Annotated in this window: 10 protein-coding genes and 2 pseudogenes; 11 read left to right on the forward strand and 1 reads right to left on the reverse strand. The window is 68.3% G+C overall.

From position 1 onward, the window contains the following. Nucleotides 1-4 precede the first annotated feature (4 nt). From exbD to YU1_RS0105440, 10 genes are all read left to right on the forward strand, one after another. On the forward strand, nt 5-553 hold the full coding sequence (exbD, locus tag YU1_RS0105395; RefSeq protein WP_029003191.1) for a TonB system transport protein ExbD: 549 nt from the start codon (nt 5-7) through the stop codon (nt 551-553). Beyond that, complete coding sequence (locus YU1_RS28115; protein ID WP_051356526.1) at nt 550-1,410, forward strand: energy transducer TonB family protein; 861 nt, start codon at nt 550-552, stop codon at nt 1,408-1,410. The genes exbD and YU1_RS28115 overlap by 4 nt, the downstream gene beginning before the upstream one ends. A gap of 227 nt (nt 1,411-1,637) precedes the next feature. After that, nucleotides 1,638-2,951: a serine hydroxymethyltransferase gene (glyA, locus tag YU1_RS0105405; protein WP_029003192.1), complete on the forward strand. Its 1,314-nt coding sequence runs from the start codon at nt 1,638-1,640 to the stop codon at nt 2,949-2,951. 27 nt (nt 2,952-2,978) lie between these two features. Further along, nucleotides 2,979-3,491, forward strand: coding sequence for a transcriptional regulator NrdR (gene nrdR / locus YU1_RS0105410; RefSeq protein ID WP_029003193.1), 513 nt, complete (start codon nt 2,979-2,981; stop codon nt 3,489-3,491). A gap of 6 nt (nt 3,492-3,497) precedes the next feature. Next, nucleotides 3,498-4,643 (forward strand): bifunctional diaminohydroxyphosphoribosylaminopyrimidine deaminase/5-amino-6-(5-phosphoribosylamino)uracil reductase RibD, encoded by a 1,146-nt coding sequence (ribD, locus tag YU1_RS0105415; RefSeq protein ID WP_029003194.1) that lies wholly within the window; start codon nt 3,498-3,500, stop codon nt 4,641-4,643. A 139-nt stretch (nt 4,644-4,782) separates the two neighbouring features. Continuing rightward, nucleotides 4,783-5,394: a riboflavin synthase gene (locus YU1_RS0105420; RefSeq protein WP_029003195.1), complete on the forward strand. Its 612-nt coding sequence runs from the start codon at nt 4,783-4,785 to the stop codon at nt 5,392-5,394. A 32-nt stretch (nt 5,395-5,426) separates the two neighbouring features. Continuing rightward, entirely contained in the window at nt 5,427-5,915 is a 489-nt protein-coding gene (gene ribH, locus YU1_RS0105425) for a 6,7-dimethyl-8-ribityllumazine synthase (protein WP_029003196.1), read from the forward strand. Further along, nucleotides 5,912-6,391 (forward strand): transcription antitermination factor NusB, encoded by a 480-nt coding sequence (gene nusB / locus YU1_RS0105430; RefSeq protein ID WP_029003197.1) that lies wholly within the window; start codon nt 5,912-5,914, stop codon nt 6,389-6,391. Before ribH ends, nusB begins: the two co-directional genes overlap by 4 nt. 85 nt (nt 6,392-6,476) lie before the next feature. Next, nucleotides 6,477-7,469: a thiamine-phosphate kinase gene (gene thiL / locus YU1_RS0105435; RefSeq protein WP_029003198.1), complete on the forward strand. Its 993-nt coding sequence runs from the start codon at nt 6,477-6,479 to the stop codon at nt 7,467-7,469. A 434-nt stretch (nt 7,470-7,903) separates the two neighbouring features. Further along, nucleotides 7,904-11,617, forward strand: a complete 3,714-nt coding sequence (locus tag YU1_RS0105440; protein WP_029003199.1) for a vitamin B12-dependent ribonucleotide reductase — start codon at nt 7,904-7,906, stop codon at nt 11,615-11,617. 373 nt (nt 11,618-11,990) lie between these two features. On the opposite strand, the pseudogene YU1_RS34890 reads toward YU1_RS0105440, so the two are convergent. Further along, a pseudogene (locus YU1_RS34890) lies at nt 11,991-12,182 on the reverse strand (hypothetical protein); the annotation flags it as partial. Between the two features lie 82 nt (nt 12,183-12,264). Here YU1_RS34890 and YU1_RS32550 point away from each other — a divergent pair. Next, nucleotides 12,265-12,467: pseudogene (locus YU1_RS32550) on the forward strand (integrase core domain-containing protein); the annotation flags it as partial. Between the last annotated feature and the right edge of the window lie 221 nt (nt 12,468-12,688).

The following is a 12,688-nucleotide window of genomic DNA, read 5'->3' on the forward strand; positions in this document are numbered from 1 at the left end:
AGCGATGGCCGCCAAGCTCGACCTCGGCGGGGACGACCTCGTCGAAAACCACGAGATCAACGTCACGCCGTTCATCGACGTGATCCTGGTGCTGCTCATCATCTTCATGGTGGCGGCGCCGCTGGCCACGGTGGATGTGCAGGTGGACCTGCCCACCGCCAATGCCCAGCCCCAGCCGCGCCCGGACAAGCCGCTGTTTCTCACGGTGCAGAGCGACCTTGCCCTGTCGGTGGGTGACGATGTGGTGCCGCGCAACGCGCTGGCGCCGGCGCTGGACAACGTGACCCACGGCGACAAGCAGCAGCGGGTGTTCGTGCGCGCCGACAAAGCGGTGCCCTATGGCGACGTGATGGAGGTGATGAACCTGCTGCGCGACGCCGGCTATCTGAAGATCGGCCTGGTGGGGCTGGAGACGGCCGCCGCGGGCGGTCCGGCGCCGCCCCTCGCGGGGGCTTCCGCCGCCGCGGCCGCTCCCGTCGGCAGTGCTCCGACGGTCCCCGCTCCCGCTCCTGCCGCCATCCCGGCCGCACCCAGCCAGGGGCCGGCGCGGTGACCACGGCTCACTTCCACGATCACCACCATCATGACCATCGCCTGGCCTCCATCGCCGGGTGGTGGGTGCTGGCCGGTGTCCTGGTGTTTTCCGCCCATGCGGCGGCGGTCTACGTAGCCCTGAACTGGCACCGTCCCGAATATGCCAGCGAGCCGCCCGCCGCCGCCGTCATGATCGATCTCGCCCCATTGCCGGTGGCGCCGCCGTCCGAGGCGGAGGACGTGGCGCCGGGACCGCAGATGGTCCAGGCCCCGGATCCTGTGCCCGACGCGCCCGATACGCTGGAGGAATCGGTGCCGCCGCCGACCCCGGAAGTGGTCGAGCAGCCGGTGGAGAAGATGCCGGACCTGCCGCCGCCCCCGCCGATCGCGGAAGCCGTGCTGCCCGCGCCCCGCCCCGTCGTGCAGGAGCCGCCGCCGCCGGAGAAGAAGAAGCCGGACGAGAAGAAGGAGAAGAAGGCGAGCCGCCGCCCGGCGGCGCCCGTCACCAGCGCCGCTCCCAAGTCCGACGCGCCGACGGCGAACACCATGGCTGCGCCGTCCTCGGGCGAGTCCGCCTCGCGCTCGGTCGCGCCCGCCACCTGGCGCAGCATGATCATGGGGCATCTGAACCGGAACAAGCGCTATCCGGCCGAGTCGCGCTCCCGCCGCGAGGAAGGCGTGTCCCGCCTGCGCTTCACCATCGACCGCTCCGGGCGGGTGGTGGCGGCGAGCCTCGTGGGCTCCTCCGGCCATGCCGCGCTCGACAGCGAGACGCTGGACATGGTGCACCGCGCTTCCCCCTTCCCGGCGCCTCCGCCGGAGGTGGCCGGTCCGACGGTGACGTTCACGGTGCCGATCGACTTCAACGTCCGTTAGGTGCGCACAGCCCGGCGCACATTGCCGCGCCGGGCTGTGCGCATGTCATCCATGCGATGGCCGTGGCTGGGCCGCGCGGCGCGAAAGCTGCCGCAAAAGGGCGGCGCGGCGCGCAGGGCTGCCGCGCGCCGGTGCTTTGGACTTGAGCGGCGCGCTGTGATAAGCGGGCGCTCCTGCCGGCCACAGCTCCCGCGCGCTCGCCGCGCCGAATGTTTCGGAGATTACCCATGGCTTCGCCCGCTGCGAACAGCGCATCCGCCTCGGCGGACCTGAACCGCTTCTTCTCCGCCTCGCTCGCCGAGTCGGATCCGGAAATCGCTGCTGCCGTGACGGCGGAACTGGGTCGCCAGCGCGAGGAAATCGAGCTCATCGCCTCGGAGAACATCGTCTCCCGCGCGGTGCTGGAAGCGCAGGGCTCGGTGCTGACCAACAAGTATGCCGAGGGCTATCCGGGCAAGCGCTACTATGGCGGCTGCCAGTTCGTGGACGTGGCGGAGAATCTTGCCATCGACCGGGCCAAGAAGCTGTTCGGCTGCGGCTTCGCCAATGTGCAGCCGAACTCCGGCAGCCAGGCGAACCAGGCGGTGTTCTTCACGCTGATGAAGCCGGGCGAGACCTTCCTCGGCCTCAATCTGGCGGCCGGCGGGCATTTGACCCACGGTTCGCCGGTGAACATGTCCGGCAAGTGGTTCAACGCCGTGCCCTATGGCGTGCGCCAGGACGACCAGCGCATCGATTACGACGAGGTCGCGCGTCTTGCCGACCAGCACAAGCCCAAGGTGATCGTGGCCGGCGGCTCCGCCTATCCGCGCCTGATCGACTTCGCCCGCATGCGGCAGATCGCCGACAGCGTGGACGCCAAGCTGATGGTGGACATGGCGCATTTCGCCGGCCTCGTGGCCGGCGGCGCCCACCCGAGCCCGTTCCCGCACGCCCATGTGGTGACCACCACCACCCACAAGACCCTGCGCGGCCCGCGCGGCGGCATGATCCTGACCAATGACGAAGAACTGGCGAAGAAGCTCAACTCCGCCATCTTCCCCGGCATCCAGGGTGGCCCGCTGATGCATGTGATCGCCGCCAAGGCGGTGGCCTTTGGCGAGGCGCTTCGGCCGGAATTCAAGGTCTACGCGAAGAACGTGGTGGAGAACGCCCGCGCGCTGGCCGAAAACCTGCGCGGCCACGGCTTCGACATCGTCTCCGACGGCACCGATACCCACCTCATGCTGGTGGACCTGCGGCCCAAGCGGCTGAACGGCAAGGTGTCGGAGACGGCCCTCGGCCGCGCCCACATCACCTGCAACAAGAACGGCATCCCGTTCGATCCCGAGAAGCCGGCCATCACCTCCGGCGTGCGTCTGGGGACCCCGGCGGGCACCACCCGCGGATTTGGCGTGGCGGAATTCCAGCTCATTGGCGATATGATCGCTGAGGTGCTGGACGTCCTCTCGCAGAAGGGCGTCTCGGAAGATTCGCTGGTGGAAGAGGCGGTCCGCGGCAAGGTGAAGAGCCTGCTGGACCGTTTCCCGATCTACAACTGATCCCAGACGGGAAGGGGCGTTTCAAGCATGCGGTGCCCCTATTGCGGCAGCCTGGATACCCAGGTGAAGGACAGCCGACCCACCGAGGACAACACCGCCATCCGCCGCCGCCGGGTCTGCCCCGACTGCGGCGGACGGTTCACCACATTCGAGCGTGTGCAACTGCGCGAGCTCATGGTGGCCAAGCGTTCCGGCCGGCGGGTGCCGTTCGACCGCGACAAGCTCGCCCGCTCGGTGGAAATCGCCCTGCGCAAGCGCCCGGTGGAGACCGAACGCGTGGAGCGCATGCTGTCCGGTCTGGTGCGCCAGCTCGAAAGCCTCGGCGATACCGAGATTTCGTCCGAGACCATCGGCGAGATGGTCATGGAAGGCCTGAAGCAGATCGACGACGTCGCCTATGTGCGCTTCGCCTCCGTCTATCGCAATTTCCGCGAGGCGAAGGATTTCGAGAGCCTGCTCGGCGAGCTCCATCTCGGCGACGGCAAGCAGGCGGAAGCGCTGGCCAAGCTGAAGCGCGGCGAGCCCCGCGAGCCGGAGTAGCGGTCCATGAGCGTCCTGCCGCCAGCGGCCGCTGTCAGTTCTCCCGAGGAAGACGAGGCCCTGATGGCCGAGGCCCTGGCCGTCGGCCAGATCGGGCTCGGGCGGACCTGGCCCAACCCCTCCGTGGGGGCGGTGGTGGTGCGTTCCACATCCGGTGGCCCGCAGATCCTCGGCCGCGCCGGCACCGCGCCCGCCGGGCGCCCCCATGCCGAGCCGCTGGCGCTGGCCCAGGCGGGCGACGCGGCGCGCGGTGCCACGCTCTATGTCACGCTGGAGCCCTGTTCCCATTACGGCCGCACGCCGCCCTGCGCCGATGCGGTGATCGCCGCCGGCATTACCCGCGTGGTGGCGGCCATCGAGGACCCGGACCCCAGGGTGCGGGGCAGGGGCGTCGCGCGCATGCGTGCCGCCGGGCTCTGGGTCACCGTCGGTGTCGGGGCCGAGCGGGCTCTGGAGGATCATGCCGGCCATATCAGCCGCGTCACGCGCGGGCGGCCCCATGTGCTGCTGAAGATGGCCGTGTCGGCGGACGGCAAGGCCGGCCTCGCCGGCCCGCGCCCCGTCGCGGTGACGGGCGAGGACGCCCGCGTGCGGGTGCACCAGATGCGCGCCCGCGCGGACGCCATCCTGGTGGGCATCGGAACGGTGCTGGCGGACGACCCGCGCCTGACCACGCGCCTGCCGGGGCTGGAAGACCGCTCGCCGCTGCGGGTGGTGCTGGACAGCGACCTGCGCCTGCCGCTCACCTCCGTCCTGGTGCGCACGGCGGGTGAGGTGCCGGTGTGGGTCGTCGCCGCCGAAGATGCGGGCGCCGCTGAGGAGAAGGCGCTGGTGGACCTCGGCGTCCAAGTGCTGCGCGCCCCGCGCGCGGCTTCCGGGCGGCTGGACCTTGCCGCCGTGCTCAAGCTGCTGGGCCTGTTGGGCGTCACGCGCCTGATGGTGGAAGGCGGTCCGCAGGTGGCCGCGGCCCTGCTGGACGCGGGCCTGGTGGACGAGGTGGCCGTATTGCGCAGCCCCGATCCGCTCGGACCGCATGCCATCGATGCGCTCGCCGGGCAACCGTTGGCCCGGCTGCTGGAGCCGGTGGGCTTTGCCGTGGTGGAGCGGGCGACGCTGGGACGCGACACCCTGCTCCGTCTCCGGCGGCGTTGAGGCGCGCGGCTTTTTGCTGTCGCGATCCGCGTCCGGTGCTAGAGAACATGCTTCCGTTCCGGTGAGGCTCGCCGGCGCCTCGCGCGCCCCGAAGGTTCGCCGTCATTTTCACTGCGGCCCGGGCCGCGCGGACTGAATCATGTTCACAGGCATCGTCACGGACCTTGGCGAGATCGTCGATGTGGAGATGCACAATGAGGTGCGCAGCTTCGCCATCGCCACGGACTACAAGGCGTCCTCCATCGACATCGGCGCATCCATCGCCTGCTCGGGCGTCTGCCTGACCGTCACCAAGGTGAAGAAGCGCGGCCCCAAGCGCGCGGTGTTCCATGTGGACGCAGCGCCCGAGACGCTGGCCATCACCACCGTGTCCGACTGGCGGGAAGGCCACCGGATCAATCTGGAGCGCTCGCTGACGCTAGGCGGGGAACTGGGCGGCCATATCGTCACCGGCCATGTGGACGGCATCGCCCGCGTCGCGGCGCGGGAGGATTTCGAGGAGACCAGCCGCTTCACCTTCGAGGTGCCGGAGCCGCTCGCCCGCTTCATCGCGGTGAAGGGCTCGGTCTGCCTCGACGGCACCTCGCTCACCGTCAACACGGTGAAGGGCAACCGCTTCTCCTGCCTGCTCATTCCCCACACGCTGGCCGTCACCACCTGGGGCGGCGTGACCAAGGATTCGCAGGTCAATCTCGAAGTGGACCTGATGGCCCGCTATGCGGCGCGGCTTGCGCAGTTCGAGCCGGCCTAGTACGCCACGGGCCAACGCGGAGAAAAGACGACATGGTAAGCACGCGCAATGAGAGCGCGCGCACCGGGGAGCCCGTGACGGGCGCCCGTGTGCTGATCGTGGAAGGGCGCTATTACGAGGCGCTGGCGGACGAGCTCCTGGCCGGCGCCCGCGCCGCGCTGGAAGCGGCCGGCGCCGTGGTGGACGTGGTGACGGTGCCCGGCGCCCTGGAAGTGCCGATCGCCGCCGAGATCGCCCTCGAAGCCTCCGACGAGGATGACGAGCCCTATGAGGCCGTGGTGGCGCTCGGCTGCGTGATCCGCGGCGAAACCTATCATTTCGAGATCGTGGCGGGGGAATCCGCCCGCGGCCTGATGGATCTGGCGCTGGCGCACGCGCTGCCGCTGGGCAACGGCATCCTCACCGTGGACACCGAGGCGCAGGCCTGGGAGCGGGCGCGGGTGAGCGAGGGCAACAAGGGCGGCGGCGCCGCCGAGGCGGCCCTGACCCTGCTGCGCCTCAAGCGCCGGGGCGCGGCATGAGCGACCAGGCCTCCAAACCCATGCGCAAGAGCGCGGCGCGTCTCGGCGCCGTGCAGGCGCTCTACCAGATGGACGTCGCCGCCACGCCGGTGAACGAGATCCTGGCCCAGTTCGAGAGCCACTGGCTCGGCCAGGAGGTGGAGGGCACGCAATATCCGGAGGCCGACCGCAGCCTGTTCCGCACCGTGGTGCAGGGCGTGCTGGCCGAGCAGCGCACCATCGACCCCATGGTGGACGAGGCGCTGACCGCCGGCTGGCCGCTGCGCCGGGTGGAACTGGTGCTGCGCGCCGTGCTGCGCGCGGGCGCGTTCGAACTGATCGGCAAGCCCGAGGTGCCCGCCCGGGTGGTGATCGCCGAATATGTGAACGTGGCGGCGGCATTCCTCGACCGCGACGAGACGGGCATGGTCAATGCCGTGCTGGATTCCCTCGCCCGCAAGCTGCGTGCCGAGGAGTTCGCCAAGGGCGCGGTCTGAGACCTCCGGCCCGCTCCGGGACCACGCGGAGGGCTTCGCCCGGATGCCGCGCGGTCTCGACGCTTCTCGCAAGGAAGGACGCGACATGACGGCCGGAAGCGGCGAAGACGACATCATCGCCCGTTTCTTCCGGCCCATCGCCACGAACCCGGCCGCGCGCGGCCTGTTCGATGATGCCGCCTTGCTCACACCGCCGCCCGGCTGCGACCTCGTGCTGACCAAGGATGCGCTGGTGGCCGGCGTCCATTTCTTCCCGGACGATCCGCCGGACAGCGTCGCGCGCAAGGCGCTGCGGGTGAACCTCTCCGATCTCGCCGCCAAGGGCGCGCGGCCATTGGGCGCGCTGCTGGCGCTGGCGCTGCCCCGGCCGCTGGATGAAAGCTGGCTGGAAGCGTTCGCTGCCGGCCTGGGCGCTGACGCGGAGCGGTTCGGCTGTCCGATTCTCGGTGGCGACACCGTGGGCACGCCCGGCCCGGTGACCTTGTCCATCACCGCCCTCGGGGCGGTGCCGTCCGGCACCTTCGTGCCGCGCACGGGCGCTGCGCCCGGCCATGCCATCCTGGTCTCCGGCACCATCGGCGACGCGGCGCTCGGCCTCCAGGCGCGGCTCGATCCCGCGCGCGCCGGATTCGCCGGCCTGTCCGGGGGCGAACGGGAGCATCTGGCCGACCGCTATCTGCACCCCCAGCCGCGGCTGGCGCTGGCGGAGGCGCTGCGCGCCCATGCCGCCTGCGCCATGGACATTTCCGACGGTCTCGTGGGCGACGTCACCAAGATGCTGGCGGCATCCGGCTGCGGCGGTCTGCTGCGGGCGGGACAGGTGCCGCTGTCGGACGCCGCCCGCGCCGCGATCACCGCCGAGCCGGCCCTTCTGGCCACGGTGCTCGGCGGTGGCGACGATTACGAGATCGCCGCCACGGTGCCGCTCGATGCGGTGCCGGTGTTCCGGGCCGAGGCTGCGGCCCTCGGCGTGCCCATGTGCGTCATTGGTGAGACACACGGGGGGCAGGGGCTAGATCTAGTGGGTCTGGATGGCCAGCCGCTCCAATTGTCGCGCGGCAGTTTCAGCCACTTCTGAGCGTGTCCGCCGGCGGCCGCATCTGTCATGAAACCCACATGCGCTTGTGGATGATGTGCATAAGGACGGGCTCCCAGCCGGCTTCCGGAGCCGGCTGTCCACAGCCCCGAAACCGCCGCAAAGGGCGGCGGCTGAAGGGCTGTTAGGGGTTTATTAACAGGGTCGTGCGCACTATATTTAGTAGGCGAACCGGCCCTGGAGCCCCCAAATCTGTGTTTGACGGCGACGCCAGACTCGCTTTAGCGTCAGCCTCCTAAGCAGCGGAGACGGTTCGAGCCATAGGCTCGGTATCGTCCTGCCGCTTTCCCAAACACAGTAGTCCGGCCCCGGGACGGCGCGTCGCGCCGCGCCCATGCGTTTTATCGCGGCCTGCCCATTGATCATCTATGATGCCTCGGACCGCCGGGGCCCTGCGCTTGAGGGAGCATTCGGTCATGCGCGTTGAACGCCGCTACACCACGGAAGGCCGCTCGCCGTATGCGGACATCCCGTTCCGCGACACGGTCAGCGAGATCCGCAATCCCGACGGCTCGGTGGTCTTCCGCCAGGAAGGCATCGAAGTACCGGCGCAGTTTTCGCAGGTCGCCAGCGACATTCTCGCCCAGAAGTACTTCCGCAGGGCAGGTGTTCCCGCGCGCCTGAAGAAGGTGGAGGAGAATTCCGTTCCCTCCTTCCTGTGGCGCAGCGTGCCCGACGAGGCCGCTTTGGCGGCCCTGCCGGAAAAGGAGCGGGTGATCGGCGAGGTCTCCGCCAAGCAGGTGTTCGACCGTCTGGCCGGCACCTGGACCTATTGGGGCTGGAAGGGCGGCTATTTCGACACCGAGGCCGACGCCCAGGCCTTCTTCGACGAGCACCGCTACATGCTCGCCATGCAGATGGTGGCGCCGAACTCACCGCAGTGGTTCAACACCGGCCTGCACTGGGCCTATGGCATCGACGGGCCGGGGCAGGGCCACTTCTACGTGGACCACGAGAGCGGAGAGCTGACCGCCTCCACCTCGGCCTATGAGCACCCCCAGCCGCACGCCTGCTTCATCCAGTCGGTGTCTGACGATCTGGTCGGCGACGGCGGCATCATGGACCTGTGGGTGCGCGAGGCGCGCCTGTTCAAGTACGGCTCCGGCACCGGCTCCAACTTCTCCTCGCTGCGCGGCGAGGGCGAACGGCTCTCCGGCGGCGGCCGTTCCTCCGGCCTGATGAGCTTCCTGAAGATCGGCGACCGCGCGGCGGGCGCCATCAAGTCCGGCGGCACCACCCGCCGCGCCGCCAAGATGGTGGTGGTGGATGCCGACCATCCGGATATCGAAGCTTATGTGAACTGGAAGGTGATCGAGGAGCAGAAGGTTGCCTCCCTCGTCACCGGCTCCAAGCTGAATGCCAAGCACCTGAAGGCGGTGTTGAAGGCCTGCGTGAATTGCGAGGGCAATGGCGACGCCTGCTTCGACCCGGAGAAGAACCCGGCCCTGAAGCGCGAGATCAAGGCCGCCCGCAAGGCGCAGGTGACGGACGCCGCCATCCGCCGGGTGATCCAGTTCGCCCGCCAGGGCTTCACCGACATCGAGGTGCCGATCTACGACACCGATTGGGACGGCGAGGCCTACATCACGGTGGCCGGCCAGAATTCCAACAATTCCGTGCGCGTGACGGACGACTTCCTGCGCGCCGTGGAAGCGGACGCGGACTGGGATCTCATCCGCCGCACCGACGGCAAGGTCCACAAGACGATCAAGGCCCGGGAGCTGTGGGACAAGATCGGCTCGGCGGCCTGGCATTGCGCCGACCCCGGCATCCAGTTCCACACCACCGTGAACGACTGGCACACCTGCCCGGCGGGCGGCGAAATCCGCGCCTCCAATCCGTGCTCGGAATACATGTTCCTCGACGACACGGCCTGCAACCTCGCCTCGCTGAACCTCCTGCAGTTCCGTGACGGCGAGAAGCGGTTCGACGTGGAGAGCTTCGAGCACGCCGTGCGGCTGTGGACCGTGGTGCTGGAAATCTCGGTGCTGATGGCGCAGTTCCCCTCGCGCCGCATCGCTGAATTGTCCTACGAATACCGCACGCTGGGCCTCGGCTACGCCAATATCGGCGGCCTGCTGATGTCCGCCGGCATCCCCTATGACTCGGCCGAGGGCCGGGCCATCTGCGGCGCCATCTCCGCCATCATGACCGGCATCTGCTACGCCACCTCCGCCGAGATGGCCAAGCAGCTCGGGCCGTTCCCGGCCTATGGCGCCAATGCCGCCTCCATGCTGCAGGTGATCCGCAACCATCGCCGCGCCGCTTATGGCGAGGCCAAGGGCTATGAGGGCCTGTCCATCGCCCCGGTGCCGCTCGACCATGCCTCCTGCAAGGACGCGCGCCTCGTTGCCCATGCCAAGGGCGCCTGGGACAAGGCCCTGACGCTGGGCGAGGCGCACGGCTATCGCAACGCCCAGGTGAGCGTGATCGCCCCCACCGGCACCATTGGCCTGGTGATGGATTGCGACACCACCGGCATCGAGCCCGATTTCGCGCTGGTGAAGTTCAAGAAGCTGGCCGGCGGCGGCTACTTCAAGATCATCAACCGCGCCGTGCCCGAGGCCCTGCGCACGCTCGGCTACAGCGAGGCGCAACTAGCCGAGATCGAGGCCTATGCGGTGGGCCACGGCTCGCTGGCGCAGGCTCCCGCCATCAACCATGGTTCGCTGAGGGCCAAGGGCTTCGACGACGCGGCGCTGGCCAAGGCGGAAGCCGCGGTGAAGAGCGCGTTCGACATCAAGTTCGCCTTCAACCGCTGGACCTTCGGCGATGAATTCCTGGTGAAGGCGCTCGGCGTCACCGCCATGCAGCTGGCTGATCCGAAGTTCGACCTGCTGACCCATCTCGGCTTTTCCCGCGCCGACATCGACGCTGCCAATGTGCACATCTGCGGTGCCATGACGCTGGAGGGCGCGCCCTTCCTGAAGGCCGAACACCTGGCGGTGTTCGACTGCGCCTCGCCCTGCGGGCGCATCGGCAAGCGCTCGCTCTCGGTGGAAAGCCACATCCGCATGATGGCGGCGGCGCAGCCCTTCATCTCGGGCGCCATCTCCAAGACCATCAACATGCCCAACGACGCCACGGTGGAGGACTGCAATGCGGCCTACCTCCTCTCCTGGCGCCTGGCGCTGAAGGCCAACGCGCTCTATCGCGACGGCTCCAAGCTCTCCCAGCCGCTCAACGCGCAACTGGTGGCGGACGACGAGGACGAGGACGATGCGGTGGAGACGCTGGCGGCCCAGCCCGCCGCCGCCCGCACCGCGGCGGTGACCGAGAAGATCGTCGAAAGGGTGATCGAGCGCATCGTCGAGCACCGCGCCCACGAGCGCGAGAAGATGCCCGACCGCCGCAAGGGCTATACTCAGAAGGCGGTGGTGGGCGGCCACAAGGTCTACCTGCGCACCGGCGAATATGATGACGGCCGCCTCGGCGAGATCTTCATCGACATGCACAAGGAAGGCGCGGCGCTTCGCTCGCTCCTCAACAATTTCGCCATCGCCATCTCGCTCGGCCTGCAATACGGCGTGCCGCTGGACGAGTATGTCGATGCCTTCACCTTCACCCGCTTCGAGCCCGCTGGCCCGGTGCAGGGCAACGACACCATCAAGTACGCCACCTCGATCCTGGACTATGTGTTCCGCGAGCTGGCGGTCTCCTACCTCGGTCGCAGCGACCTCGGCCATGTGGACCTCTCGGACACCGGCTTCGACGCGCTGGGCAAGGGCGTGGACGAGGGCAAGGCGCCGAACCCGGCCTCGCGTGTGGTCTCCAAGGGCCTGGTGCGCGGCAAGAACGTCAGCCTGCTGGTGCCCCAGACTGCGGAGGCCCGGCCGGCGCCGGACAATGTGACGGTGCTGCGCGCCCGCACCGACGGTGCCACGGCCTTGAAGCCGGAAGCCGAGGTGCAGGCGGAGGAGGAGGTGGCGGAGCTGGAGGCGGCTGTTGAGAGCCTGCTTGACAAGGCGCTGCCCTGGAAGCCGGCGGACCGCACTCAGGACCGCCGCGCCGAGGCCCGTGCCCGCGGCTACGAGGGCGAATCCTGCCCCGAGTGCATGAACTTTACCATGGTGCGCAACGGCACCTGCCTGAAGTGCGACACCTGCGGCGCCACGACGGGGTGTTCGTGAGGTTCTGACGCGCCGTGTTTGTTGTCGTGCCACCCAAAGGTTGAGTATTTTGCGCCTTAGTTTGGCGCAGTGGCAGCCAAAGGTTGGCTCAGCGGTCAAAAATGCCGCGGATGCGCGAAAAAAAAAAGGGCCCGTCGCAGGAATGCGGCGGGCCATTTCAGCTTTGGTCGTGCGCACTCTTCTCTCCGCCTTAATCTAAACCTTTAGCTGTCCTCGGAAGTGAACGAGGTGAACCGCTTAGGCTTTGCCGGAGGACCTGACTCCAGAGACGATGGGGCTATGACGAGCAGGACGACAAACACGTTCTCTCCTGGCGCAACGGGTCGCCTTCCCGTTGGCGCGCGGTAGAGGTGACTAGGTTCGGAATGGCGGGTCAGGTCCCCATTCCTAGGACCAACCCCCTAAGGCCCTGTGCATCCGGGACATCTAAGTCCCGGATGCACATTGATGCGCTGTGACGCGGAGTAAGCTCAAGGAATGCCGGTGAGCGGTGCTCCTGCTTCGACGCGTCCAGGCGGCGGGACGCATATGATACGCCCTTGTATTTGAGCTTTAAGTGCACCCGCCGCGCATAGGGCTTAACGCTATTCTAGAACAACTCGTAATCCATCGGCGCCTCGATCGCGCTCACAGTTCTATCCTGCACCGGCAAGCCCACCGACAACGCCTTCATCGAAGCGTTTGACGGCCGCTTCCGGAGTGAGCGCCTGAACACGCACCGGTTCCTGACGCCTGCGGATGCGGCCGAAAAGATGGAGACTACAATGAGGATCGGCCGCACGGGGCCATCGGCCATAAGCCTCCGATCTCGTTGCAGAACCCCGGCGGCGTAGCCAGCCCGCCGCTGTGAAGCAGGCCGGAGACTCCAGCTTCCGGCGGTCCAGAAAATGGTCTCGGATCAATCAACCTGCGGACTCTCTCCTAAGGCGGAGGAGAAAAGGGGCTGAGGTCATCCATCGCAACCTCCAGGGTTGGGTGTTGCGACGCCCGATTGAACCCGCCCTCACGCTCGGTAAGGCATCACGCAAGGATGGCGCAACCCAGATCCGATATGGCTCGATCTGGAAGTTC

This window comes from Azorhizobium doebereinerae UFLA1-100 (assembly GCF_000473085.1).
In the GTDB taxonomy this organism is placed as follows: domain Bacteria; phylum Pseudomonadota; class Alphaproteobacteria; order Rhizobiales; family Xanthobacteraceae; genus Azorhizobium; species Azorhizobium doebereinerae.